Below are 25,139 nucleotides of genomic sequence, written 5' to 3' on the forward strand. Positions count from 1 at the left end.
GCGGGACGCTGCGCTCACAGTGAGCCTCCGACACGGTTGGTGCGGACGATCAGGTGGATGAGGTAGGGCGCGCCGAGAACGCCGGTGACGACACCGACGGGGAAGCGCGTCCCGAACGCGAACTGGCCGACGAGGTCGGCGACCAGCACCAGCAGCGCCCCGACGAGGGCGGCGGGCGCCAGCGGGGACCCGTTGGGCCCCACGATCCGTGCCGCGATCGGCCCGGAGAGGAACGCGACGAACGCGATCGGGCCGCAGGCCGACGTGGAGAAGGCGATCAGCCCGACGGCGGCGACGATCGCGACCACGCGCGTCCGCTCGACCCGGATGCCGAGCGCGGAGGCGGTGTCGTCGCCCAGCCGCAGCGCGGACAGTTCCCGCGTCCGGGCCAGCAGGACCGGGGCGAGCACGGCGAGCGCGACGACGGCCGGCAGCGCCCGCTCCCAGGTGACGCCGTTGAGGCTGCCGTTCAGCCAGCGCGTCGCCTCCTGCCACTCCCACGACCCGGCCCGGGAGAGCACGTAGGCGATGACGCTGTGCAGCATCGCCGCGGTGCCGATGCCGATGAGGACGAACCGGGTCCCCGCGCCGCCGTCCTTGTAGGCCAGCAGGTAGATCACCAGCGCCACGACCAGGCCGGCGGCGATGGCGAAGGCCGACACCGCCGTCCCACCCAGTCCGAACACCACGATCGCGACGGCGGCGGCCGCGCTCGCCCCCGTGCTGATGCCGATGACGTCCGGGCTGGCGAGCGGGTTGCGCAGCATCGTCTGGAAGGTGCAGCCGGCCAGACCGAAGCTGAGGCCGGCGACCACCGCGAGGACCCCCCGGGGCAGCCGCAGCCGCCCCACGGTGAAGGACGCCCCCTGCACCTGCTCGCCGAGGGCCACCCGGAGCACGTCCCCCGGCGGGTAGGACGTCCGCCCCACCATGAGCGTCACGGCGAAGACGACGACGACCGACACGGCGAGCACGGTCACGACCAGTCGCCAGCGGGCGGCACGGCGGGTGCGGTTGCCGACGACGACCTCGACGGCCGACGAAGCCGGCGCGATCCCGGCGCTCACAGCTCGCGCACCTTCTGCCGGCGGACGACGGAGATGAAGAACGGCGCCCCGATGAGCGCGGTGACGATGCCGACGTCGAGCTCGCTGGGCCGGGCGACGATCCGGCCGAGGACGTCGGCGGCGGTGAGCAGACAGGCGCCGGTCAGCGCGGAGAACGGCAGCAGCCACCGGTGGTCCACGCCCACCAGCAGCCGGCACAGGTGCGGGACGACGAGCCCCACGAACCCGATGGGCCCCGCGACGGCGGTGGCGGCGCCGCACAGCAGGACCGAGCCGCACGCCGCGAGGCCGCGCGCCAGGGCCACCCGCTCGCCGAGACCGGCGGCGAGCTCGTCGCCGAGGGCGAGGGAGTTGAGGCTGCGGGCCGACAGCAGGCTGACGACGAACCCCGCGGCCAGGAACGGCAGCGCGGGCCCGACGGTGTCGTAGGTGGCGCCGCCCACGCCGCCGATCAGCCAGGACTGGACGTCGGCGGCGATGTCGCCGCGCGGCAGGGCCACGGCCGTGACGAAGGAGGCCAGCGCGGCCGAGGTCGCGGCGCCGGCCAGCGCGAGCTTGAGCGGCGTCGCGCCGCCGCGCCCGAGCGACCCGACGGCGTAGACGAACACCGCCGAGAGGGCGGCGCCGAGGATGGCCACCGACACCCTGCTGGACGCCGAGAACAGCCCGAACCAGGCCAGGCCGCAGACCACGGCGAGCGAGGCGCCCATGTTGATGCCGAGGACGCCCGGGTCGGCCAGCGGGTTGCGCGTGACACCCTGCATGACCGCGCCGGCCAGGCCGAGCGCCCCGCCGATCACCACGGCGAGCACCGTGCGGGGCAGGCGCTTGGTGACCGCCGCCTGACCGAGGTTCTCCGACGACCCGCCCAGGGCGGCCACGATGTCCGACCAGCCGACCTCCCGGGACCCGACGGTGACCGAGGCGGCCACCACCAGGGCGAGGACCCCGAGCACGAGCAGCAGCCACAGGAGCCGGACCGACCCCGGGCGCCGCGCGACGGCGGCGTCCGGGGTCGGACCGGGGTGGAGCTCGGTCACTGCGCCTTGTCGGCTGCCTCGGCGAGCATGGACACGTAGTCCTCGAGCACCCAGGGGATCGCCAGCGGGGTCGGGTTCGCCGCGGTGCCCAGCGGGGTGTCCGGCAGCAGCACGAGCGCCCCGTTCCGGACGGCGGGGATCTGCGAGAGCAGCGGGTCGGCGTTCAGGGCGTCCACCAGGGCCTGGTCCCCGTAGGTCACGATGACGTCGACGTCGTCGAAGACGTCGACCTGCTCGGCGCTCACGGTGCCCGAGAACTGGGTGCTGTCGGTCGAGGCCTCCGCGATGCTGGCCGGCGTGGTGAGGCCGAGGTCCTCGAAGAAGGCGCTGCGGGTGTCGAACGGGGTGTAGTAGCTGACCTCGCTCAGGTCGGTCGTGTCGACGTGGGTGAGGAACATGGTCGCCTTGCCCTCGAGCTGCGGGTGCTCGCCGACCGTCCGGGCGATCTGCTGCTCGATGTCGGCGACGAGCTGCTCGCCCTCCTCGGCCATGCCCATCCCGGCCGAGTTGACCTCGACCATCTCGCGCCACGGCGTCGCCCACGGCCCCTCGGGGTAGGCCACGACCGGGGCGATGTCGCTCAGCGTGTCGTAGTCCTCCTGGGTCAGCCCCGAGTACCCGGCGAGGATCACGTCGGGAGCGGTGTCGGCGACCGCCTCGAAGTCGATGCCGTCGGTCTCGTCGAACAGCACCGGCGTCTCGGCGCCGAGCTCCTCGAGCCGCTCGCTCACCCACGGGAGCAGACCGTCGCCGTCGTCGTCGCCGAAGTTGGCGGCGGCCATGCCGACGGGCACGACGCCGAGGGCCAGCGGCACCTCGTGGTTGGCCCAGTTCACGGTGGCCACCCGCTCGGGCTTCGACTCGATCGTGGTGGTGCCGAGCGCGTGCTCGATGGTGACCGGGGTGGAGTCCCCCGAGCCCTCCGCCGCGGCGCCGTCGTCGGCCGACGACGACGAGCAGGCGGCGAGCCCGCCGGCGAGGAGCGAGGCGGCGGCCAGGGCCACCAGTCTGGGTGCGCGGTGCATGGCGTCCTTCCAGTCGTGCCGGCCGGGCCGTCGCAGGACGGCCCGGCCGAGGTCCGGTCCTCGGCGCGCGGCCCTGTGCGGGCGCGCGACACCGAGCGACCGGCCGGCACACACGCCCGGGGGACACGGGGACACACGTTCCCGTGCCGGTCTCTCGATGTGAGCTGAGGCTATCCTTACCTACACCGAGATCCAATGGGTGGGATCCCGCGCCGTGGCTGGTCAACGCCTCGACTGCTCCTCCCGGGACCGCAGGCGGGCGTCGCGCGCCGAGCCGCTCGGACGAGGCGGCTCACGTCAGGGCCTCCCTCCGGACGGCGCGGCGCTGGAGCCGGGCGATGGAGATGGTGGGGACGAGGGTCAGCACCGCGAGGCCCGCCCCCACCACGGTGGGGCCGGTCGCCCCGAGTCCGGAGTCGAGGGCGCGACCGGCGATCCCGGAGCCGACCGCGGTGCCGAGGTTGTACGCCGAGACCGACATCGCCACGCCCAGCGTGGGTGCCGCACCGGCGAAGCGGACCGCGAGCGCGGACAGCACCGGGTTGGCACTGAGCCCGAGCAGACCGAGCAGGACCACCAGCAGCACCGTGGGCACCGGCTGGGCCGACAGCAGGCAGATCGCCAGCAGCACGGCCGTGGTCGACGCCGCGACCGCGATGGTCGTCGTGTGCGGGTGCCGGTCGCCGAGGCGGCCGCCCACCACCGTCCCGATGAGCGAACCGACGCCGAAGCCGACGAGCGCCAACGGCACCCACCCGGCGCCGATGCCGGCCCGGTCGGTCAGCAGCGGGGAGATGTAGGAGTAGGCCGACAGCACACCGCCGGTGGTGGTCGCGCAGGCGGCCAGCACCAGCCACAGCCGGCCGGACCGCAGCGCACCCAGTTCCGACCGCAGCGACGCCGACCGCCGGTCGTCGTCCTCGCGGGGGACCTGCCGGGCGATGAGCGGCACGGCGGCCAGCGCGAGGGCGGCCAGGACCCAGAACGGCCCCCGCCAGCCCGACAGCTGACCGGCGAACGCGCCCAGCGGCACGCCGAGGACGTTGGCCAGCATGCCGCCCGCGCCGACCAGTCCCAGGGCGCGGGAGCGGGCGGCGGGACCGGCGGCCCGGGTCGCGACGACCGAGGCCACCGACCAGAACGCGCCGGTCGCCCACGCGGTGACGAACCGGGCGCCCAGCAGGAGCGGGACGCTGGAGCCGAGGGCGACGACGACGTGCCCGGCGGCGAACACCACCAGGGCGAGCACGAGCGTCGTCCGTCGCGGCATCCGCCGGGTCAGCAGCGCCATGGCCGGTGCGCCGACGATCATCCCGGCCGCGAACACCGTGATCAGCAGTCCGGCCTGGGCCACGGTCACCTGCAGGTCGCCGGCGATCTCCGGCAGCAGGCCGGCCACGACGAACTCGGTGGTGAGCATGAGGAACGTGCCGACGGCCAGCACGTACACGACGAACGGGAGCCGAACCGGTCCCCCGCCGTCGCCGGCCGGGCCGACGGCCGGTGCCGTCGGCCCGGCCGGGCGGGTCAGGTGAGCCGAGGTCACCGCAGGGTGGCGGCGTCGATGACGAACCGGTAGCGGACGTCGGAGGCGAGCACGCGCTCGTAGGCGGCGTTGACCTGGTCGGCGGCGATGAGCTCGACCTCGGCGCCGATGCGCTGCTCGGCGCAGAAGTCGAGCATCTCCTGGGTCTCGGCGATGCCGCCGATCATGGAGCCCGCGTAGGTGCGGCGGCCCCCGATCAGCGACATCGCGTTGAGGCTGAGCGGCTCGCCCGGGGCCCCGACGTTGACCAGCGCGCCGTCGACCGCCAGCAGGGACAGGTACGCGTCGACGTCGATGACCGCGCTGACGGTGTTGACGATCAGGTCGAATCGGTCGGCCAGCTGGGTGAACGTGGCCGCGTCGCTCGTGGCGAAGTACTCGGTGGCGCCCAGCCGCAGGCCGTCCTCCTGCTTCTTCAGCGACTGGGAGAGGACCGTGACCTCGGCGCCCATGGCGGCGGCGAGCTTGACGGCCATGTGGCCCAGCCCGCCGAGACCGACGACGGCTACCTTCTTGCCGGGGCCGGCGCCCCAGCGGCGCAGCGGGGAGTACGTGGTGATGCCGGCGCACAGCAGCGGCGCGGCGGCCGCCGGGTCGATGCCGCCGGGCACGCGGAGGGCGAAGTCGGCGTCCACCACGACATGGGTGGAGTAGCCGCCCTGGGTGGTGCTGCCGTCGCGGTCGGTGCCGGCGTAGGTGGGGACCATGCCGTTCAGGCAGTACTGCTCGTCGCCGTTGCGGCAGTTGGCGCACTCGCGGCAGGAGTCCACCATGCAGCCGACGCCGACCCGGTCGCCGACGCGGTGCTTCGTGACGTCCGGCCCGACCTCGGTGACGACGCCGACGATCTCGTGGCCGGGGACGACGGGGAAGGGCTGCGAGCCCCAGTCGCCGTTGACGGTGTGGATGTCGGAGTGGCAGATGCCGGCGTACTCGATCTCGATGAGGACGTCGCTCGGGCCGACGTCCCGGCGCTCGATGGTGGTGGGGGCCAGCGGGAGTCCGGCGGCGGGGGCGGCGTAGGCGTGGACGCGCAAGGGAAGTGCTCCTCGTTCAGGGGGTGGGTGGAGAGGTCAGTCGACGGCGGGGGTGGCGGCGTACTCCTCGTCGGTGACGGGGGTCAGCCAGTGGACGACGGCGTGGTCGGCGTCGGCCTCGTTGACGGCCAGGTGGACCATCAGCCGGTTGGGTGCTGCGCCGTGCCAGTGCTCCTCGTCGGCCTCGAACAGGACGCGGTCGCCGGGGCGGATGACCTCGACCGGGCCGCCGCGGCGCTGGCACAGGCCGACGCCCTCGGTGACGAAGACAGTCTGGCTCAGCGGGTGACGGTGCCAGTGGGTGCGCGCGCCGGGCGTGAAGTGCACCAGGTTGGCGGTGACCCGGGACGGCGGGGGCGCGGCGGCGACGGCGTCGATGTACACGTCCCCGGTGAACCAGTCGGCGGGACCCTTGACGGTGTCGATCGAGCTGCGGGTGATCTGCACGGTTCTCCTCGGGTGGTGGGTCAGGGGCGCAGCAGGGCCTTGATCGCGCGGCGCTCGTCCATCGCCCGGTAGGCCTCGGCGGCCTGGTCGAGGGGCAGGTGGAGGTCGAAGACGCGGCCGGGGTCGATCTCGCGCCGCCAGATCAGGTCGACCAGCTCCGGCAGGAAGCGGCGCACCGGGGCGGGGCCGCCGTGCAGGTGCACGCCGGAGGAGAACAGCTCCTCACCGGGCAGCATCACGTCGTGGGAGACGCCGACGTAACCGACGTGCCCACCGGCGCGGGTCGAGCGGATCGCCTGCACCATCGACTGCTGGGTGCCCACGGCCTCGATGACCGAGTGGGCGCCGAGGCCGCCGGTGAGCTCCTTGACGCGGGCCACACCGGCGTCGCCGCGCTCCTCGACGACGTCGGTGGCTCCGAACTCCCGGGCGAGCTCCTGCCGGGACCGGTGCCGGCTGAAGACGACGACCCGCTCGGCACCCAGCCGCTTGGCGGCGAGCACGCCGAGCAGGCCGACCGCGCCGTCACCGACGACGGCGACGGTCTTCCCGGGTCCGACCTCGGCGGCGACCGCGGCGAACCAGCCGGTGCCCAGCACGTCGGAGGCGGCGAGCAGGCTGGGGACCAGGTCGTCCGACGGCATGCCCGGCGTGGCGACGAGGGTGCCGTCGGCCAGCGGGACCCGCGTGTACTCGGCCTGCGCGCCGGTGGCGGCGCCGGGCTGCCGGTTGACGCAGTGGGTCTGGTAGCCGGCGCGGCAGATCTCGCAGGTGTTGTCGGAGGCGAAGAAGGAGCCCACGACGAACTGGCCGGGCTCGACGGTGGTGACCTCGCTGCCCACCTCCTCGACGACGCCGACGTACTCGTGGCCCATCGGGGACGGCCCGTCCACGGCCTCGACGCCGCGGTAGGGCCACAGGTCCGAGCCGCAGACGCAGGCGGCGGCCAGCCGGATGACCGCGTCGGTGGGCTCCTCGATCCTCGGCATGGCGCGCTCCTCGACGCGGACGTCGCCGGGGGCGTACAGGACCGTGCTCCGCATGGCGGTGCTCCCTCGTGAGTGGACGGACGGTGGACTCCACGGAACGCCTCTCGTCGCGGGCGTGGGAGGTCGGGTTTGTGGGGGGTAGAAGCTCGACCTCCCTCCACCGGCGGGGCGACGTAGCGTCGACGGCGTGGACAACCGCGCCGACATCCGCGACTTCCTCGCCAGCCGGCGCGCCCGGATCACGCCGGAGCAGGCCGGGCTGCTGCCCGGCGGCGGCCGGCGGCGGGTGCCCGGCCTGCGCCGGGAGGAGGTCGCCGTCCTGGCCGGGGTGAGCACCGACTGGTACACCCGGCTGGAGAAGGGCCACATCGCCGGTGTCTCCGCGGACGTCCTCGAGGCCGTCGCCCGGGCGCTGCAGCTGGACGAGGCCGAGCGCACCTACCTGTTCGACCTGGCCCGCGCCGCCACCACGCCGAGCCGCACGCCCCAGCGCCGCAGCAGGGCGCAGCTCCCGCCGCGCGTGCAGTGGATGCTGGACTCGATGACGGGATCGGCCGCGTTCGTCGCCAACGGCCGCCTGGACGTCCTCGCCACCAACACCCTCGGGTGGGCACTGCACTCACCGCTGTTCGACGACCCGCGGCGGCCGGCGAACTTCGCCCGGTTCCAGTTCCTCGACCCGCAGGCGCACGACTACCACTCCGACTGGGAGGGCGCGGCCAACATCACCGTCGCCCTGCTCCGTGCCGAGGCCGGCCGCCGTCCGCACGACACGCAGCTGCGTGAACTCGTCGGGGAGCTGTCCACGGTCAGCGAGGAGTTCCGCGCCCGCTGGGCCGCCCACGACGTCCGCATCCACCACGACGGGGCCAAGCAGTTCCACCACCCCGTGGTCGGCGCCCTCGACCTCAGCTACTGCACGCTGGACCTGCCCACCGAGGACCGCTCGCACCTCCGCCTGACCATCTACACCGCCGAGCCCGGGTCGGCGTCCGAGGACGCCCTCAAGCTGCTGGCCAGCTGGGCGGCGACCAGCGCCGACGCGACGGTCCCCGCCACGTCCGACTGACCGAGGACGCCTCCCGCCGCCCCTGACCTGCTCCGCCGGCGGCGCTGACCGCGACGGTCGTCGACGACCTCGCGGGAGACCTCCGAGCCGCGCCCCACCGCGGCGCGTCCACCGGCACGCTGCCGTCCGCGGCCCCGCCGGCCCGACCACCGCCATGCTCTCCGCGGCTCGACCACGGCTCCGCCCGCCCCGGGTGGGACGGTGGTGTGCGGTGGCGACGCACCCCGACGCACCCCGCGGGAATGCTCCGCACCCTGCGTCCGTTGCGACCGGCATATACCCCCCGGGGTATCATCGACGGAGAGTGGGAGGAGCCCCCGTGATCTCCGAGATCGACCAGACCGCCTCCGCCGCCCGGCTCGCGGAGGGTGCCGCCCTCGTCGTCGACGTCCGCGAGCCAGACGGGCACCGCCTCGGTCACGTGCCGGGTGCCCACGACCTGCCGCTGAGCGTGCCGGCGGACCTGCTGCCGCAGCTGCCGAAGAGGCAGCCGGTCGACGTCACCTGCCGCACCGGCGGGCGCAGCGGCCGGGCCACCGCACTCGTGCGTGCGGCCGGCATCGACGCGACCGACGTCGCCGGCGGCACCGACGCCTGGATCCCGTCCGGCCGCCCCGTCCACACCGTCGCCTGACCCCTACGAGACGCCAGCCCCGAGAGGAAGCCCCATGACGATCACCGTGCTCCCCCTGGACACGCCCGGCCTGGGCGACCGCACGTACCTCGCCCACGACGGTGAGGTCGCGCTCGTGGTCGATCCGCAGCGCGACCACGACCGCGTGCTCGGCCTGGCCCGGGCCGCCGGTGTGCGGATCACGCACGTGTTCGAGTCGCACATCCACAACGACTACGTGACCGGCGGCTACGAGCTCGCCCGCGAGGTCGGCGCACAGTACCTGCTCAACGCCGACGACCCGGTCGCCTTCCACCGCGTCGGCATCCGCGACGGCGACGCGGTCGCGGTCGGCGACCGGATGCGGGTGCGGGTGCTCCTCACCCCCGGGCACACCCACACCCACCTGTCCTTCGCGCTCTCCGAGGGCCCCGACGACGACGCCGAGCCGGTGGCCGTCTTCACCGGAGGCTCACTGCTCCACGGCTCCACCGGTCGCCCCGACCTGCTCGGCCCCGACTCCACCGAGGCGCTGGCGCACGCCCAGTGGCACTCCGCCCGCCGCCTGGCCACCGAGCTGCCCGACGCCACCGCGGTCTACCCGACGCACGGCTTCGGCAGTTTCTGCTCGGCCACCCAGTCCAGCGGCATCGCCAGCACCATCGGCCAGGAGAAGCTCTCCAACCCGGCTCTGACCAGCGACGAGGAGCGCTACGTCGCCGACCTGCTGGCCGGCCTGGACGCCTTCCCCGCGTACTACGCGCACATGGCGCCGGCCAACGCCGCCGGCCCGGCCGACATCGACCTCTCGCCACCCGCGGTCGCCGATGCCGCCGAGCTCCGCCGCCGGATCGAGGCCGGCGAGTGGGTCGTCGACCTGCGCAACCGGACGGCCTTCGCCGCCGGGCACGTCGCGGGCACGCTGAACTTCGGTCTCGACGGCCAGTTCGTCACCTACCTGGCCTGGCTGCTGCCGTGGGGCACCCCCATCACGCTGCTGGGCGAGTCCGCCGAGGACGTGGCCGAGGCCCAGCGCGAGCTGGCCCGCGTCGGCATCGACCGCCCGGCCGCGATGGCCACCGGGGGACCCGACGACTGGGCCGGGGGCGCGCCGCTGCGCAGCTACCGGACGGCGACCTTCGCCGACCTCGCCGCCCAGTCGGCCCACGACCCGGGGACCGCCGTCCTCGACGTGCGCCGGGACCAGGAGCGCGCCGGGGGCTTCATCGACGGGTCGGTGCACATCCCGATCCACGAGGTGCTGCACCGCCTCGACGAGGTCCCGGACGGCCCGGTCTGGGTGCACTGCGCCGGCGGCTACCGCGCCGGCATCGTCGCCGCGCTGCTCGACGCCCACGGGGTCGACGTCGTGGCCATCGACGACTCCTTCGACAACGCCGGCCCCGCCGGTCTGCCCCTCGTCACCCCGACCCGCCAGGAGGTCTCCGCATGAGCCGCACCGTCCACGCCTCCGCCCTCGCCGAGCGTCTCGGCGACACGACCGGTCCGGACCCGACGCTGATCGACGTCCGCACGCCGGCCGAGTTCCGGGCCGGCCACATCCCCGGCGCGGTCAACGTCCCGCTCGACGAGCTGCGCGGCTCGCTCGACCAGCTCCGCCAGGTGCTCGAGACCCACCACGACGTCGTCCTCGTCTGCCGCTCCGGCCAGCGCGCCGGGAAGGCCCAGGAGGCGCTCGCCGCGGCCGGACACGACCGGAGCGCGGTGCTGCACGGCGGCATCGCCGACTGGGAGGCCACCGGCGGCGCGGTCGACCGCGGCCGCCAGGTGTGGGACCTCGAGCGCCAGGTGCGCCTGGCCGCGGGGTCGCTGGTACTCGGCGGCATCCTCGCCAGCACGGTGGCCCCCAGGGCCAAGTGGCTGTCGGGGATCGTCGGCGGCGGGCTGGTCCTCGCCGCCCTCTCCGACACCTGCGCGATGGGCATGGCCCTGGCACGGATGCCGTGGAACCGCCGCGGCGCCCGGCCGACCGGTTCGGCCCTGGACCAGCTGACCGCGAGGCGGTGACCCGGTGCTGATCGCCGTCACGGTCACGCTGGCCGTCGTCGTCGGGCTGACCCTCGGTCTGCTCGGCGGCGGCGGGTCGATCCTGATGGTCCCGCTGCTGGTCTACGTGGCCGGCATGGACGCCAAGGAGGCGATCGCCGCCTCCCTCGTGGTCGTCGGTGTGACCGCGGCGATCAGCGTCGTCGGGCACGCCCGCGCAGGCCGTGTGCGCTGGCGCACCGGGCTGCTGTTCGGCCTGGCCGGCATGGCCGGCGCCTTCACCGGCGGACCCCTCGGCGGGCACCTGCCCGGGCAACTGCTCATGGCGACCTTCGCGGTCGTGATGGTCGCCACCGCGGTGGCCATGCTGCGCGGCCGCAGGGACGTCGACCCCGCCCGGGCACACACCGAACTGCCGGTGCTCCACGTGCTGCTGGACGGCCTCGCCGTCGGCCTGGTCACCGGGCTCGTGGGCGCGGGCGGCGGCTTCCTCGTCGTCCCCGCACTGGCCCTGCTCGGCGGCCTGCCGATGGGCGTGGCCGTCGGCACCTCGTTGCTGGTCATCGCCATGAAGTCCCTCGCCGGCCTGGCCGGCTACCTGACCACCGTGCCGATCGACTGGGCGCTCACCGGGGCCGTCACCGCCGCCGCCGTCGTCGGCAGCCTGTTCGGCGCCCGCCTGGTCGACCGGATCCCCGCCGAGGCGCTGCGCCGCGGCTTCGGCTGGTTCGTCCTGGCGATGGGCTCCGTCGTCCTCGTCCAGCAGGCACCGGGAGGACTCCGACTGCCGGCACTGGCGACCCTGGCCGGTGTCGCCCTGGTGGTCGGCGGCTGCGCGGCCCTCGTCCCCCGGTGCCCGCTGCGGCACGCCGCCGCGAGGGGCTGAGCGGAATGCACCCGCCCTTCCCGGTGCTACAACGGACGAGTACCCGGTGGGGTGTCCATCCCGCCGGCGGGGAGAGGACGGGGACGTGCAGCTGGAGAACACCGAGGTCGTCGGTGACGTCATCAAGCGGCTGCGCCGCGCCGAGGGACAGCTCGCCGGCGTGATCCGGATGCTCCAGACCGGCCGCGACTGCGAGGACGTCGTCACCCAGCTCGCCGCCGTCTCCCGCGCACTGGACAAGGCCGGCTTCGCGATCATCGCCACCGGCCTGGAGCAGTGCATCACCAGCCCGGACGGGAGCGGCGTCGACCGCGCCCGGCTGGAGAAGCTCTTCCTCTCCCTGGCCTGAGCGGAGGGCCCGGACGGCGGCCGGCGCTCGCGAGCCGACCGCCGGTCGTGCGTGTCGCGGCGTGCCCCCGGTCCGGTCGGGTGGCAGCGCCGCGTCAGGCGGTCGCCGGGGCCGGCGCCCCCGACGTCTCCAGGAGCCGCTCGAGCCCCTCCCAGCAGGCGCGCTCCTCGCGCCTGCCGGCGAGGCCGACGACCGGGCTCAGCACCCTCGCCGGCCCTCGCAGGTGCACGTCCCAGTCCCACCGCATCCGGGTGGCCGACCCGGCACCCTCGAAGGTGACCGCCCCGCTGATCTCCCCCACGGGGGTCCGGGTGGTCGAGGCGATGCGGTGCGGGCGGTCGAACGCGGTGACCTCGGCCTCCGTCTCCACCGGTCCACGGCCCGTCTCGTGCACCGCGCGGAACCTCGTCCCCACCCCCAGAGGGCCGTCGGTGAGCTTCTCGACGTCTCGGACCGCGGGGTTGTACCGCGGCTCGTTGCGCTGGTCCGCGACGAGGTCGAAGACCACGTCCACCGGACGGTCGATGACGATCTCACCGACGACGCGCGGCGCCAGCGCGGCGGTCGGCCAGGAACGGCGGGCCAGGTGCAGGGCACCGGCGGCCAGGACCGGGTTGGCCAGGGTGTAGGTCCCCAGAGGGGCCGTGCCGAGGCAGAAGGCCGCGACGCCGAGCAACCCGAGTCGCGCCGCCCGGCCCCGGCTCAGCACGGCGACGGCCAGGGCCGACTCGCCGACGGTCATGGCGACACCGAACGCCCGCGGCGCCGGCTGGGTGAGCGCCACGCCGATCCGCCGGTACCACGGCCAGGGGGCGCGCCGGGCCAGCTCGCTGAACTGCTCGGGCGCCAGCACCGTGAGGGTGCCGTTCACCCCGACGCCCATGGCGGCGAAGAGGAGCCCGATCGCCCGTCGTCCTCCGGCCGGCCGCAGCCAGGCCAGCGCGGTGAGGCCGGCGTAGACCAGGGCCGCCACGGTCAGCTGTCCGACGTCCTCGGCCGCCCGGTCCCCTCCGCGGGCCACGCCGCGCCTGAGCGCCGTCGTCCTCCGTCGTCCCATGCGGGTGTGCCTCCGGGGGTCGTGGTCCTCGTCGTCCGGTGGTGGTCAGTGCGCGGCGGTCGCCGGCTGCGGCCGGTCCGTCCCCCCCGTCGGACGGTCGGCCGTCGGGTGCACCACCATCACCGGGCAGGGCGCGTGCATCGCGCAGTGCAGCGCCACCGACCCGAGCAGCAGGCTGCGCAGCTCGCCTCGTCCCGAGCTGCCGACGACGAGCAGCGCCGCACCGCGCGCCCGGCTCACCAGCACGTCGTGGGGCGCGCCCTCGACCACCCGGACGTGGACGTGCGGCTGGTCGCCCCGCGAGGCAGCGAGCCCGTCGCGCACCTCCCGCGCGGACCTCGTGGCCTCCTCCTCGACGCCCGCACGGATCTGGTCGGCCGACGGGAGGAGGGTCGAGTACATGTCGGTCCAGTGGTCGGCGAGCTCGTAGGCGGCCACGGCCTCCACCTCCCCACCGCGCTGCGCGGCCTCGGCCATGGCGTGGACCAACGCCGTCCGGGAGCGCTCGGAGCCGTCGATGCCGACGACGACGCGGGCCGGCGCAACGGGTTCGGTGGTCATCGGGTGCACCACGGTGACCGGACACCGGGCGTGCGTGACGCAGTGCAGGGCGACCGAGCCGAGCATCGCGCTGCGGACCCCGCCTCTCCCCCGGCTGCCGACCACGAGCAGGTCCGCGTCGGCGGAGCGGCGCAGCAGTTCCTGGGCCGCGGGGCCCTCGGCCGCGACGGTGCGGACGGCGACGTCCGCGGCGCCCGACACCGCGGGGTCCCGGCGGACCTCCTCGAGGAGGGCGGCGACCCGCTCCTCGGTCGGCGCCCGGAGCGCCTCGACCAGCGACGGGTCCCAGACGTCCGGGTCGGTCCAGTAGGGGCTGAGCGCGTAGGCGCTGACGACCTCGAGATCCGCGCGCCGGGCGGCCGCGGCGGCCAGCGCGTACACCAGGGCGGCCCGCGATCCTGGCGACCCGTCGACCCCCACCACCACGCGCGCTCGCCGGTCCTCCGCGGCGGGCCGGGCGCTGGGTACGGCCCCGCCGTGCGGCTGCTCCGGTCCGGTCATGGGAACTCCTCGATCCCGGCCCGGTCCGTTCCCGAGCTCCGCGTCGAGGATCGGGGAGGGGGAGCGGCCTGTCCGGGGTCGATGGTCACCGACCCCGGGACCTCCGGTCCCCGGCGGGCGGCCTCGCGGCGAGAGCCCCTCACCAGTGGGGTCGAAGGGCACGAGCCCGGAGGACCTCCGCACGGTGCGCCGGCCCGCGCCCACGGCGCACGCTCGACCGTCTCGGTGCACTGCGGAGTGCGCCTGGGTGGAGGAGCGCACCACGATGATGGGCTGGTACGGCTGGAACCACATGGGCGGCTGGGGCTGGTTCGCGATGATCGCCAGCAGCCTCCTGCTGGCCGCGCTCGTCGTGGTCGGCATCGTCGTGCTGGCCCGGCTCGGGAAGCGGCCGCCGGATGTCCCGCCGGCGCCACCGCGGTCGCCCGAGGAGCTGCTCGCCGAGCGCCTGGCCCGCGGCGAGATCGGCGAGGACGAGTACCGCAGCAGGCTGGCGGCGCTGAGCGGGACCGGCCACCGCCCCGGGGCTCCCTGACCCACTCGTCGCGTCCGGGACACGCCGGTACGCACTCAGGCCCTCTTGCGCCTCCTATACCGTAGGGGGGTACCCTAGTGCCGGTCGTCGAGCCGGACGTGAGGGAGCAGCAGCGATGGGCACGGGACAGCAGACGGTCGTGCTGGAAGTCGCCGGGGTGCACTGGGCGTCGGAGAAGGCGGTCGTCGAGGCGGTGCTCGGCCGGCGGCCCGGGGTGCTGTCGGTGGCGGCCAACCCGGTCGGGCAGACGGCGGTGGTGACCTACGACCCGCAGCGGACCTCGGTCGCCGAGCTGTCGGCCTGGGTGCGCGAGTGCGGCTACCACTGCGCTGGGCGATCGGTCCCGCAGCACGTGTGCGACCCGGCGGTCGAGCCCCCGGACGACGGCGCGACGGTCCACGACGACCGGCGCGCGGCGGGGACGTCCGCGGGGGTGAGCCAGGAACACGCTGGTCCGGCCGACCACGCCGCGGGCCATGGCGGGCACACGCGGACGACCCCGCAGGAGGCGATGGGCCACGGCGGGCACCACGCCGGCATGTCGATGGACGACATGGCCAGGGACATGCGCAACCGGTTCCTGGTCGCGGCGCTGCTGTCGATCCCGATCCTGCTGTGGTCACCGATCGGCCGGGAGGTCATCGGCTTCACCGCGGCGGCGCCGCTCGGGCTGAGGGACGACGTCTTCTCGCTGGTCCTCTCGCTGCCGGTGGTCTCCTACTCGGCCTGGATCTTCTTCGACGGCGCCTGGCGGACGCTGCGCGCGCGGACGCTGGACATGATGGTGCTGGTCGCCGTCGCGGTCGGCGCCGGCTGGGTCTACAGCCTGGTCATCACCCTCAACGGCGGCGGCGAGGTCTTCTACGAGGCCGCCACGGTGCTCACCGCGTTCGTGCTGCTCGGGCACTGGTTCGAGATGCGCGCCCGGGGTGGTGCCAACGACGCCATCCGGACGCTGCTGGAGCTGGCGCCGCCGCGTGCAGTGGTGGTCCGGGACGGGCAGCCGGTGGAGGTGCCCACGTCCGAGGTCGTCGTCGGAGACCTGCTCCTGGTCCGCCCGGGCGCCAAGGTCCCCGTCGACGGGACGGTGGAGGACGGCGACTCGGAGGTCGACGAGTCGATGGTCACCGGCGAGAGCCTGCCGGTGCACAAGGCGCCCGGCGACGAGGTCATCGGCGCCTCGGTCAACACCACCGGCACGCTGCGGGTGCGCGCGACGAAGGTCGGCGCCGACACCGCGCTGGCGCAGATCGTGCAGATGGTTCAGGAGGCGCAGAACTCGAAGGCGCCGGGGCAGCGGCTGGCCGACCGGGCCGCGTCCTGGCTGGTGCTCGTGGCCCTGATCGGAGGCGGCCTGACCCTGGTGGTGTGGCTGCTGGCCGGGGCCTCGGTGGCCACGGCCATGCTCTTCGCGATCACCGTCGTGGTCATCACCTGCCCGGACGCCCTCGGCCTCGCCACGCCGACGGCGATCATGGTCGGCACCGGCCTGGGCGCCCGGCGCGGCGTGCTGTTCAAGAACGCCGGCGCGCTGGAGACCGCCGCCCGGATCGACACGGTGGTGATGGACAAGACCGGCACGCTGACGAGGGGCGAGCCGGAGGTCACCGACGTCCTCGTCGACGGGGTGGCGCCGGAGGACGTCATGGCGCTGGCCGCGGCCGTGGAGCGCGAGTCGGAGCACCCGCTGGCCGCCGCGGTGGCCCGGCACGCCGACACCCTCGGCGTGCCGCCGCTGAGCGCCACCGGGTTCCGCAACGTCCCCGGCCACGGGGCGTCCGCCGAGGTCGCCGGCCACCGGGTGCTGGTGGGCAACGCCCGGCTGATGGCCGACGAGGGGATCGACCTCGGCACGCTGGGCGCGCGCCGGGACGAGCTGGCCGACAGCGGCCGCACCGCCGTCCTGGTCGCCGTCGACGGGCGGGCCGCCGGGGTGATCGCCCTGGCCGACGCCCCGCGGGAGACCTCGGCCGCCGCGGTGGCCGCGCTGCACGAGGCCGGCGTCGACGTCGTCATGCTCAGCGGCGACAACGAGGCCACCGCCCGGCGGATCGCCGGCCGGCTGGGCATCGACACCGTCATCGCCGAGGTCCTGCCCGGCGACAAGGCCGCGGTGATCACCGGGCTGCAGCGCGCCGGCAGACGGGTGGCGATGGTCGGCGACGGCGTCAACGACGCCCCGGCGCTGGCCCAGGCCGACCTCGGCATCGCCATCGGCGCCGGCACCGACGTCGCCATCGAGACCGCCGACGTGGTCCTCATGCGCTCCGACCCGCTCGACGTCCCCACCGCCTTGACCATCGGCCGCGGGACGCTGCGCAAGATGCGGCAGAACCTCGGGTGGGCGATCGGCTACAACGCCATCGCCCTGCCCATCGCCGCCGGGGTGTTCGAGCCGGCCTTCGGCCTGGTGCTGCGCCCGGAGATCGCCGCCCTGTCGATGTCGGGGTCGTCGTTCCTCGTCGCGGTCAACGCGCTGCTGCTCAAGCGGCTGCGGCTGCCCGCCACGCCGGAGGCGCCCACGGCCGAGACGGCCACGGCGCCCGAACCGGAGCCGGTGCCCCGCTGAGCCGGCACCGAGCCCTTCCCGGAGGGCCGCACGGGGAGGCTCACCGCCGCCGCGTCGGCGGGTGCCGCCTGGCGGTCGGCGCGGAGCCGGTGCCGGCCAGGCGCGCGGCGATCTCGACGAGCACGACCCCTGCGACGCCCGTACAACCGGCCACCAGCAGCCCCGTGGGCGTGAGCTCGAGGAGGAGGACGTCCGTGCGGACGGCGGGGACCGCGATGGCGCCGGCGGCGACCGCGCCCATGCCGGCGACGAGGGCCACCCGCCACGCCGTGAGGGGGCGCGCCAGGACGGCGAGGGTCCACAGCGCCACGAGCAGCACGACCAGGGTCGCGGTCGTCCGCGCGGCCGCGACGCCGACACCGGGCTCGAGCCACCGCGTGAGGCCGTGGCCCGCGTAGGCGGCGACCCCCGTGACCGCACCGACCGGGAGGGAGAACCGGAGGACCCGGCGCAGGTACCCGGGCACGTAGCGCCGGCGGTTGGGGGCCAGGGCGAGGACGAAGCCGGGCACGCCGATCGTGACGGTCGAGATCAGCGTGAGCTGCACCGGTGCCAGCGGATAGGCCACGAGGGTCACGGTCGTGATGAGGGCCAGGACCAGGCTGTACACGTTCTTGACCAGGAACAGGTTGGCCGCCCGCTCGATGTTGGCGATCACCCGCCTGCCCTCGGCCACCGCCTGCGGGAGGTGGGCGAAGCGGCCGTCGAGGAGGACCAGTTGCGCGACCGCGCGGCTGGCCGGCGAGCCGCTGCCCATCGCGACCCCGATGTCGGCGTCCTTGAGGGCGAGGGCGTCGTTGACGCCGTCACCGGTCATGGCGACCACGTGACCGCGGCTCTGCAGCGCGCCGACCATGGCCCGCTTCTGGTGCGGGGTGACCCGGCCGAAGGCGCTGTGCTCCTCGAGCGCGTCGGCCAGTGCGCCGGCGTCCTCCGGCAGGGTCCGGGCGTCGACGGCGTCCGCGGCGCTGCTGACGCCCGGGACGCCCACCGCCGCCGCGACGGCACCGACCGTCCGCGGGTTGTCGCCCGAGAGCACCTTGAGGGCCACCCCCTGCTCGGTGAAGAAGCGGAGCACCTCCGCGGCGTCCGCACGGACCCGCTCGGCGAGCACCACGAGAGCGACCGGCTCCGCCGTCGGCGGCAGCTCGGCGCCGCCGTCCCCCGGCCGCCACGGGTCGGCGGACACGGCGAGCAGCAGCACCCGGCGCCCCTCGGCGGCCAGCGCGTCGGCCTGTGCCCGGGCGGCGGCCTGCCGCGGTGTGGCCGCGGCCGGCAGGACCATCTCGGGTGCACCGAGCAGCCAGGTCCGGCCGGCCGCGGTGCGCACCGCCGACCACTTCCGCGCGGAGTCGAAGGGCACGGCCTCCACGGCGGTCTCCGGTCCCGGGTCGGGGAAGGCCGCGGCGATGGCGGCCGCGGTCGCGTTGCCGCCGTCGCGGGCGCTCAGGAGGGCCAGCGCCTGCTCGGCACCGGCGTCGGCCCGGAGCACGACCAGCCGGTCGAAGGCGACGTCTCCGTGGGTGAGCGTGCCGGTCTTGTCCAGGCAGACCACGTCCACCCGGGCGAGGCCCTCCACCGCGGGCAGCTCCTGGACGAGGGTCTGCCGGCGCGCGAGCCCGACCGTGGCCACCAGGAAGGCGAGGGTGGTGAGGAGGACCAGGCCCTCGGGAACCATGCCGACCAGCGCGCCGACCGTCCCGGTGACGGCGTCCCTCCAGTCGACGTTGTCCGCCGAGCGGAACTGGCTCCAGAGCACGACCGGGCCGACGAGCACCAGGCCGACGGCGATCCACCGCAGGATCCGGTCGGTCCCGGCGACCAGCTCGGAGAACGTCCGGGTGAACCGGCGGGCCTCGGTGGCCAGCCGGACGGCGTAGGCGTCCTCGCCGACGGCCGTGGCCTGCGCGGAGCCGCTGCCCGCGACGACGATCGAGCCGGACAGCACCCGGTCCCCGACGGCCTTCGCGACGGCCTCGGACTCGCCGGTCAGCAGCGACTCGTCGACCGCCAGACCGGCGGAGGACCGGACGACGCCGTCCACGGGGACCTGGTCCCCGGCCGCGAGCAGGAGCAGGTCGTCGAGCACCACCTGCTCGACCGGGAGCTCCCGCTCGACGCCGCCCCGCAGCGCCCGGGCCCGGGGCGCGGTGAGCACCGCCAGGCGGTCGAGGGTCCGCTTGGCCCGCAGCTCCTGCACGATGCCGATCAGCGCGTTGGCGACCACCACGCCGCCGAAGAGGGCGTTCTGCCAGCGACCGGCCGCCACGGCCAGCACGAAGAGGCCGGCGAGCAGGCCGTTGAAGACGGTGAACACGTTCGCCCGGACGATCTGGCCGGTGGTGCGGCTCGTGCGCACGGTGGCGGTGTTGCTCTGTCCGGCGGCGACCCGAGCGGTCACCTCGGCGCTGCTGAGGCCGGCCGGCGGGGTGGGCCTGGTGCGACTGACCGGTCCGGCGGACGTCACGGCAGCGCCGGCCCTGCCCCTGCGATGGCGATCGACACGCAGCCCCCCTCCGGTGAGGAGTCGACCCTCGCCCGTGCGAGGTCCCGCGCCCCAGGGACCGAAGGCCCTCGGGACGGAGCCCTCGGACGTACAGGGGCCGCTCGGGCGTCCTCGGGTCCGCCCCGCCGCGGCGCGGACCCGAGGACCCACGGACACGGGTCCTCCGACCCGGTGCGGCGGACCGGTGGCGCCGTGGGATGGAGCCGGAGCCCGTCGGCAGGGAGGAGTCCGCCGTGCGCGACGACACCCACCCGAGGACCCGGAGTGGCGACCGTGCGGCCCACGTCGGTGACTGGCTGGCCGTCTACGGCAGGACCCTGGACGCCCCGGTACGGCACGGACAGATCGTCGAGGTCCCGCATGCCGACGGGTCACCCCCGTACCTGGTGCACTGGCTCGACGACGAGCGCCGCAGCCTCGTGTTCCCCGGCCCGGATGCGGTGGTCACCTCCCAGGCCCCCCACGCCGCGGCCGCGCGACGTCCCTGAGGCCCCGGCGGCACGGGGCCGCACGCCTCCGGGACGACGGGACCTCGGGCACTGCGGCCCCGCGGCGGGCCGTCGCCAGGGTGGAGGCCTCACGACGAGCCGAGGAGGCCCCGATGACCAGCAACGTGCAGCGCCGCGACAAGGGTGCCGCCACGTCCCCGTTCGCGCGCCTGGACCGCATGTTCGAGGAGTGGCTTCGCAGCGGTCCCATGCGCCGGACCTCCTCCGTGTTCGAGGGACTCGGCGAGGACGTCATCAGCGTCGACGAGTACCGGGACGGTGACACCCAGGTCATCCGCGCGGAACTGGCCGGGATCGACCCCGACCGGGACGTCCGGCTGACCGTCCTCGAGGGCACGCTGCGCATCGACGCCGAGCGGCGCATCGAGCAGGACACCGAGGACAAGGGGTACACGCGCCACGAGCTGCGGTACGGGCGCTTCACCCGGACCCTGCCACTGCCCCCGGGCGCCACCGAGTCGGACATCACCGCCACCTACCGGGACGGGATCCTCGAGATCCGGATCCCGATCGCCGAGGCGCCCGTGGAGCCGACGCCGACCCGGATCCCCATCAGCAAGGGGTGACCACCGCCCTCGGCGCCGGGGCCCCGGTCCCTCACCGGCGCGGGCGCCGGGGCCCCGGCACACCGAGACCGCCGGCCCGGTGGACGAGGGGACGTTCGCCGTCCCGGAGGGGACCGCCGCCCTCGGGCGCGCGGCGCCCCCGGCGCCGAGCCTGGGGACGCACCACCCCGACGAGGAGCCCCCATGACGAGCCCGACCTCCCCGCACCGGCCGACGCCGCTGGACCGCGGACCCGCCACCGCGTACCGAGAGCTGGAGGAGGCCGTCGATGCGGCGGTCCTGGCCCCGTCGGTCCACAACACCCAGCCCTGGCACCTGGTGCTGCGCCCCGGCTCCCTGGAGTTGCGGGCCGACCGCTCGCGCCAGTTGACCACCATCGACCCCGTCGGCCGGGAGCTGGTGCAGAGCGTCGGCGCCGCACTGTTCAACGCGCGGGTGGCGCTCGCCTCCGCCGGTCGCGCGGTGGCGGTGGACCGGCTGCCCGACCCGGACGACCCCGACCTGCTGGCCGTCGTCCGGCCCGTCGACGGCGTGCCCGACCCCGCCCTCGCGACCCTCGCGCCCGCCCTCCGGCGACGGCGGACCAACCGGCGGCGGTTCGCCGACGAGCGGCTGCCCGACCACCTCCTGCGCGTCCTGGGCCGGAGCCTGGCGGCCGAGGACACCGACCTGGTGCCCGTGGTGGCCGACGACCACCTGCGGCTGCTGGCCCGCCTGACCCAGCAGGCCGACCAGCTGCAGAACGCCGACGCCGCCTACCGCGCCGAGCTCCGCCAGTGGACCAACCGCCGCCCCGCCGACGGCGACGGGGTGCCCGCCACCGCCGTCCCCCACGTCGACGGCCGGCAGCACGACGACCTGCCCCTGCGGGACTTCGACACCGCCGGCTCCGGCAGCCTCCCCGCGGACACGCACTCGGGCACCGAGCAGACGCTCGTGCTGCTGGCGACCCGGGACGACGACCCGCACGCCTGGCTGCGGTCCGGGGAGGCCCTCGAACGCCTCCTGCTCGAGGTCACCGGCGTCGGCTGGGCCGCCAGCCCCATGACGCAGGTCATCGAGGTGCCGCTGACCCGGACCCAGCTCCGATCGGCTCTCGCGTGGAACGCCCACCCGCAGTTCCTGGTGCGCATCGGCCGCGCCGGTCCCACCGCCCGGACGCCGCGCCGGCCCCGGCACACCGTGGTGGAGAACAGCGGCCGGCCCCCCGAGCTCCCGGCCGACGCGCGGGTGCCGACCTCCACCGGTTGGCCGGTCAGCCCTCCGCCGGGCCCGTCCGGACGGCGTCCGGTCTCCGACGGCCGCGGCGGGACGACGTGGGTGTGACCGCGGCCCTGCGGCCCGTCGTCGTCGGGGTCGACGGCTCCCCCGCCGCCCGGGACGCCGCCACGACCGCCGCCCGGCAGGCGCGTCGGGCACTGCGCCCGCTGCGACTGGTCCGGGCGGTCCCCGGCACGGCCTCTCGCGAGACGGAGCGCCGGGTGGGCGACGAGCTCGACGCCCTCCGCGCCGACCTCCGCAGCGAGGCCCCGGCGATCCCCCTCCGGGCCGCCGTCCGCGAGGGACCCGCCGACCTCGTGCTCCTCGACGAGTCCCGGACCGCGGCGCAGCTGGTGCTGGGGGCCGGCCCGCCGGGTGGACCGGTCCTGGGCCCGGTGGCCCGCGTCGTCACGGCACGGGCGAGCTGTCCCGTGCTCGTCGACCGGCCGGTCCCGCCAGGGGCGGCGGGCGTGGTGGTCGGGGTGGACGGCGGTCCCGGCACCGGGGCCCTGCTCGCGGCCGCCACCACGGAGGCCTGCCTGCGCAGCACCTCCCTGCTCGTGGTGCACGCCTGGCGCCGCCCGCGGGAGACCGAGGCGGACCCACGGCACGAGGTGGCCGTGACCGACTCCGAGCGGCGGTGGGTCGAGCAGTACGTCCAGCCCCTGAGGGAGACCCATCCGGGCGTCCCCATGGCGGTCCGTGTCGTCCACGGGGAGGCGCGGCGGGCCCTCGTCGCCGCCTCAGCCGACGCCGAGCTCGTCGTCCTCGGCCGCCGGGTCGGGCGAGGAGCGCCGGGCGCGACCGGCCCGGCCACCGCCGCCGCTGCCGCCGCGCCGGTGCTCGTCGTGCCGCTGACCCCCGTCCCGGCGGTCCCGGACCCCCGGCGGGCCAGGCGCAGCGCCGTCGCACTCAGCCGCTGACGAGCCGGTCCCCACGCCGACGGCCGGTCAGCGGTGCAGCACCGCGGCCCCGCCGAAGCGCCCGTGGGCGAGGTCGGACAGGGCCCGGGGCGCGTCGTCCATCGCGTAGGGCACCGTCGTCGCCCGGACGCCGAGCCGGCCGGCGAGCTGCAGGAACTCCTCGCCGTCGCGCCGGGTGTTGGCCGTGACGCTGCGCAGCCGGCGCTCGCCGAACAGCTCGGCGGTGTGGTCGAGGGCCGGGATGCGGGAGAGCCAGATGCCCGCGACGGCCAGGGTCGCGCCGCGGTCCAGGGCGCGCAGGGCGACCGGCACCAGCTCGCCGGCGGGGGCGAAGAGGACCGCCCCGTCGAGCGGCTCGGGAGGTGGGTCCGTCGCCGCTCCCACGGAGTCCACGCCGAGCTCCTCCGCGAGCCGGCGGTTGTGCTCGCCCCGCGTGAGGACGTGCACGCGCAGGCCCTGCGCCAGCGCCACCTGGGCGGTGAGGTGCGCGCTGCCCCCGAAGCCGTAGATGCCCAGCCGGCCGGCGGGTGGGACGTCGGCCAGGCGCAGGGCCCGGTAGCCGATGATCCCGGCGCACAGCAGCGGCGCGGCCTGCTCGTCGTCGAGACCGTCGGGCAGCGGGTAGGCGAACCGCTCGTCGACGAGGCAGGCGTCGGCGTAGCCGCCGTCGAGGTCCCAGCCGGTGAACAGCGGCGCGGTGCAGAGGTTCTCCTCGCCCCGTCGGCAGAACCGGCACCGGCCGTCGGTGCGCGCCAGCCACGGCACCCCGACGCGGTCCCCGACGGCGAACCGCGCGGCGCCCGGGCCGGCCGCCGCCACGCGTCCGACCACCTCGTGGCCCGGCGTCACCCCGGAGCGGCGTGGCGGCAGGTCCCCCTCCGCGAGGTGCAGGTCGGTGCGGCAGACGCCGCAGCAGCTCACCTCGATCCGCACCTCTCCCGGCCCTGGCTCCGGCTCGGGTCGCTCGACCCGCCGGAGCGGCCCGGCGTCGATCGGTGCCGGGCGGTCGACCACCCAGGCGCGCACCGCACCGCCTCGCGGGTCAGGCGTGCACGGACTCGGGCGCCACCGCGCGGGGCTCCGCGGGAGCCCCGCGGGACGGTTCCGGGCGGACCACCATCACCGGGCAGGAGGCGTGCACCACGCAGTGCAGGGCCACCGACCCGAGCACCATCCCGGCCAGCCGACTGCGGCTGCGGCTGGCGACCACGAGCAGTTCGGCCCCCTCGGCCCGGCGCACCAGCACCTCCCCCGGCGTCCCGACCTCCACCACCACGTCGACGCCGGCGGGACGGTCCTCGCCCAGCGCCGCGATGACCACGGCCTCGGCGCGACGCCGCGCCTCCTCGACCGTCTCGCCGACCGGGGGTGCGACGACCGCGACGTCGCTCCAGAGGTCGATCGGCTGGACCACCACGACGACCTCGACCACGGCGCCGACCCGCCGGGCCTCCTCCACCGCCCGGACCAGGGCGGCCTTCGACATGGCCGACTCGTCGATCCCCACGACCACCCGCGCGGCGGCCGGCTGCAGGGGCGCGTGCACGACGACGACCGGGCACGGGGCGTGCGCGGAGCAGTGCAGGGCCACCGACCCCAGGAGGGTGCTCCGGACCGCACCCCGACCGCGGCTGCCCACGACCAGCAGGCGGGCGCCCTGGGCGCGCTGCACGAGGTGCTCGGCCGCGGCACCGGCCACCACCACGACGTGCACCGGGATGGCCGCCGTGCGCGGGACCGCGGTCACCCACGGGTCGCTCATCGCCTCGGCGACGAAGGCCCGCGCCCGGGCCTCGGTGTCCGACCGGACGGTCTCGATGCGCCGGGTGTCGATCAGGTAGGGGTCGGCCCAGTAGTCGTCCACCGGGAACGCGCTGACCACCTCGACGGCATCGCCGGTGCGGGCCGCCGCCGCCAGCGCCCAGACCAGTGCGGCCCGGGCTCCGGGCGACCCGTCCACGCCGACGACGATCCGGCCCGGGACGGGTCCTCCGGGTCGTCCGGCGGCGCTGCCCGCCGGATCGGTCGCCATCCGCTCACTGGTCACCGCGATCACCCCGCTCCCTGCCCGGGACCG

At 75.7% G+C, this 25,139-nt stretch carries 24 protein-coding genes; 12 read left to right on the top strand and 12 right to left on the bottom strand.

The genetic code is table 11. The features are described 5' to 3' along the window. Positions 1-14: 14 nt before the first annotated feature. The 7 genes from ACI79C_RS09360 to ACI79C_RS09390 all read right to left on the bottom strand — a co-directional run bounded on the left by ACI79C_RS09360 (position 15) and on the right by ACI79C_RS09390 (position 7,205). Positions 15-1,067 (bottom strand): FecCD family ABC transporter permease, encoded by a 1,053-nt coding sequence (locus ACI79C_RS09360; RefSeq protein ID WP_456945368.1) that lies wholly within the window; start codon positions 1,065-1,067, stop codon positions 15-17. After that, a complete protein-coding gene (locus tag ACI79C_RS09365) occupies positions 1,064-2,107 on the bottom strand; it encodes a FecCD family ABC transporter permease (protein WP_456945369.1) in 1,044 nt (347 codons plus the stop codon). The genes ACI79C_RS09360 and ACI79C_RS09365 overlap by 4 nt, the downstream gene beginning before the upstream one ends. Further along, on the bottom strand, positions 2,104-3,132 hold the full coding sequence (locus ACI79C_RS09370) for an iron-siderophore ABC transporter substrate-binding protein (protein ID WP_456945370.1): 1,029 nt from the start codon (positions 3,130-3,132) through the stop codon (positions 2,104-2,106). Before ACI79C_RS09370 ends, ACI79C_RS09365 begins: the two co-directional genes overlap by 4 nt. Before the next feature lie 292 nt (positions 3,133-3,424). Continuing rightward, positions 3,425-4,678: an MFS transporter gene (locus ACI79C_RS09375; protein WP_456945371.1), complete on the bottom strand. Its 1,254-nt coding sequence runs from the start codon at positions 4,676-4,678 to the stop codon at positions 3,425-3,427. Then, positions 4,675-5,715, bottom strand: a complete 1,041-nt coding sequence (locus ACI79C_RS09380) for an NAD(P)-dependent alcohol dehydrogenase (protein WP_456945372.1) — start codon at positions 5,713-5,715, stop codon at positions 4,675-4,677. Before ACI79C_RS09380 ends, ACI79C_RS09375 begins: the two co-directional genes overlap by 4 nt. 36 nt (positions 5,716-5,751) lie before the next feature. After that, positions 5,752-6,162 (bottom strand): (R)-mandelonitrile lyase, encoded by a 411-nt coding sequence (locus tag ACI79C_RS09385; RefSeq protein WP_456945373.1) that lies wholly within the window; start codon positions 6,160-6,162, stop codon positions 5,752-5,754. 20 nt (positions 6,163-6,182) lie between these two features. Beyond that, entirely contained in the window at positions 6,183-7,205 is a 1,023-nt protein-coding gene (locus tag ACI79C_RS09390; RefSeq protein WP_456945374.1) for a zinc-dependent alcohol dehydrogenase family protein, read from the bottom strand. Positions 7,206-7,338: 133 nt separating this feature from the next. On the opposite strand from ACI79C_RS09390, the gene ACI79C_RS09395 reads away from it, so the two are divergent. The 6 genes from ACI79C_RS09395 to ACI79C_RS09420 all read left to right on the top strand — a co-directional run bounded on the left by ACI79C_RS09395 (position 7,339) and on the right by ACI79C_RS09420 (position 12,075). After that, positions 7,339-8,220 carry a helix-turn-helix transcriptional regulator gene (locus ACI79C_RS09395; RefSeq protein WP_456945375.1) on the top strand — a complete coding sequence of 294 codons (882 nt, stop codon included), beginning with the start codon at positions 7,339-7,341 and terminating at the stop codon, positions 8,218-8,220. Between the two features lie 319 nt (positions 8,221-8,539). Next, on the top strand, positions 8,540-8,854 hold the full coding sequence (locus tag ACI79C_RS09400) for a rhodanese-like domain-containing protein (RefSeq protein WP_456945376.1): 315 nt from the start codon (positions 8,540-8,542) through the stop codon (positions 8,852-8,854). 34 nt (positions 8,855-8,888) lie between these two features. Then, positions 8,889-10,286, top strand: a complete 1,398-nt coding sequence (locus tag ACI79C_RS09405) for an MBL fold metallo-hydrolase (protein ID WP_456945377.1) — start codon at positions 8,889-8,891, stop codon at positions 10,284-10,286. Beyond that, positions 10,283-10,861: a rhodanese-like domain-containing protein gene (locus tag ACI79C_RS09410; RefSeq protein WP_456945378.1), complete on the top strand. Its 579-nt coding sequence runs from the start codon at positions 10,283-10,285 to the stop codon at positions 10,859-10,861. The genes ACI79C_RS09405 and ACI79C_RS09410 overlap by 4 nt, the downstream gene beginning before the upstream one ends. A 4-nt stretch (positions 10,862-10,865) precedes the next feature. Then, positions 10,866-11,726, top strand: coding sequence for a sulfite exporter TauE/SafE family protein (locus tag ACI79C_RS09415; protein WP_456945379.1), 861 nt, complete (start codon positions 10,866-10,868; stop codon positions 11,724-11,726). An 85-nt stretch (positions 11,727-11,811) separates the two neighbouring features. Next, entirely contained in the window at positions 11,812-12,075 is a 264-nt protein-coding gene (locus ACI79C_RS09420; protein WP_456945380.1) for a metal-sensitive transcriptional regulator, read from the top strand. Positions 12,076-12,169: 94 nt separating this feature from the next. On the opposite strand, the gene ACI79C_RS09425 is transcribed toward ACI79C_RS09420, so the two are convergent. Beyond that, on the bottom strand, positions 12,170-13,096 hold the full coding sequence (locus ACI79C_RS09425; RefSeq protein WP_456945381.1) for an SRPBCC family protein: 927 nt from the start codon (positions 13,094-13,096) through the stop codon (positions 12,170-12,172). An 81-nt stretch (positions 13,097-13,177) separates the two neighbouring features. Continuing rightward, complete coding sequence (locus ACI79C_RS09430; protein ID WP_456945382.1) at positions 13,178-14,194, bottom strand: universal stress protein; 1,017 nt, start codon at positions 14,192-14,194, stop codon at positions 13,178-13,180. Positions 14,195-14,441: 247 nt separating this feature from the next. Between ACI79C_RS09430 and ACI79C_RS09435 the strand changes: the two genes are divergently transcribed. Together ACI79C_RS09435 and ACI79C_RS09440 are read left to right on the top strand one after the other, a co-directional pair. Next, entirely contained in the window at positions 14,442-14,729 is a 288-nt protein-coding gene (locus ACI79C_RS09435) for an SHOCT domain-containing protein (RefSeq protein ID WP_456945383.1), read from the top strand. A 115-nt stretch (positions 14,730-14,844) separates the two neighbouring features. After that, entirely contained in the window at positions 14,845-17,298 is a 2,454-nt protein-coding gene (locus ACI79C_RS09440; protein WP_456945384.1) for a heavy metal translocating P-type ATPase, read from the top strand. A gap of 40 nt (positions 17,299-17,338) precedes the next feature. Here ACI79C_RS09440 and ACI79C_RS09445 read toward each other — a convergent pair whose 3' ends face one another. Continuing rightward, positions 17,339-19,699, bottom strand: a complete 2,361-nt coding sequence (locus ACI79C_RS09445) for an HAD-IC family P-type ATPase (protein WP_456945385.1) — start codon at positions 19,697-19,699, stop codon at positions 17,339-17,341. A 338-nt stretch (positions 19,700-20,037) separates the two neighbouring features. Here ACI79C_RS09445 and ACI79C_RS09450 point away from each other — a divergent pair, with 338 nt between their 5' ends. The 4 genes from ACI79C_RS09450 (at position 20,038) to ACI79C_RS09465 (ending at position 23,062) form a co-directional block, all read left to right on the top strand. After that, the gene (locus ACI79C_RS09450) at positions 20,038-20,292 is read left to right on the top strand and encodes a DUF1918 domain-containing protein (protein WP_456945386.1); all 255 of its coding nucleotides are present in this window, start codon (positions 20,038-20,040) and stop codon (positions 20,290-20,292) included. 113 nt (positions 20,293-20,405) lie between these two features. Then, entirely contained in the window at positions 20,406-20,879 is a 474-nt protein-coding gene (locus ACI79C_RS09455; RefSeq protein WP_456945387.1) for an Hsp20/alpha crystallin family protein, read from the top strand. A gap of 183 nt (positions 20,880-21,062) precedes the next feature. Next, positions 21,063-22,205: an Acg family FMN-binding oxidoreductase gene (locus ACI79C_RS09460; RefSeq protein ID WP_456945388.1), complete on the top strand. Its 1,143-nt coding sequence runs from the start codon at positions 21,063-21,065 to the stop codon at positions 22,203-22,205. Further along, positions 22,202-23,062, top strand: a complete 861-nt coding sequence (locus ACI79C_RS09465) for a universal stress protein (protein ID WP_456945389.1) — start codon at positions 22,202-22,204, stop codon at positions 23,060-23,062. Before ACI79C_RS09460 ends, ACI79C_RS09465 begins: the two co-directional genes overlap by 4 nt. Positions 23,063-23,089: 27 nt before the next feature. Here the strand turns inward: ACI79C_RS09465 and ACI79C_RS09470 are convergent, their stop codons facing one another. Then, positions 23,090-24,088 (bottom strand): zinc-dependent alcohol dehydrogenase family protein, encoded by a 999-nt coding sequence (locus ACI79C_RS09470; RefSeq protein ID WP_456945390.1) that lies wholly within the window; start codon positions 24,086-24,088, stop codon positions 23,090-23,092. 16 nt (positions 24,089-24,104) lie between these two features. Beyond that, complete coding sequence (locus ACI79C_RS09475) at positions 24,105-25,109, bottom strand: universal stress protein (protein ID WP_456945391.1); 1,005 nt, start codon at positions 25,107-25,109, stop codon at positions 24,105-24,107. Positions 25,110-25,139 lie beyond the last annotated feature (30 nt).

This window comes from Geodermatophilus sp. SYSU D00697 (genome assembly GCF_054050175.1).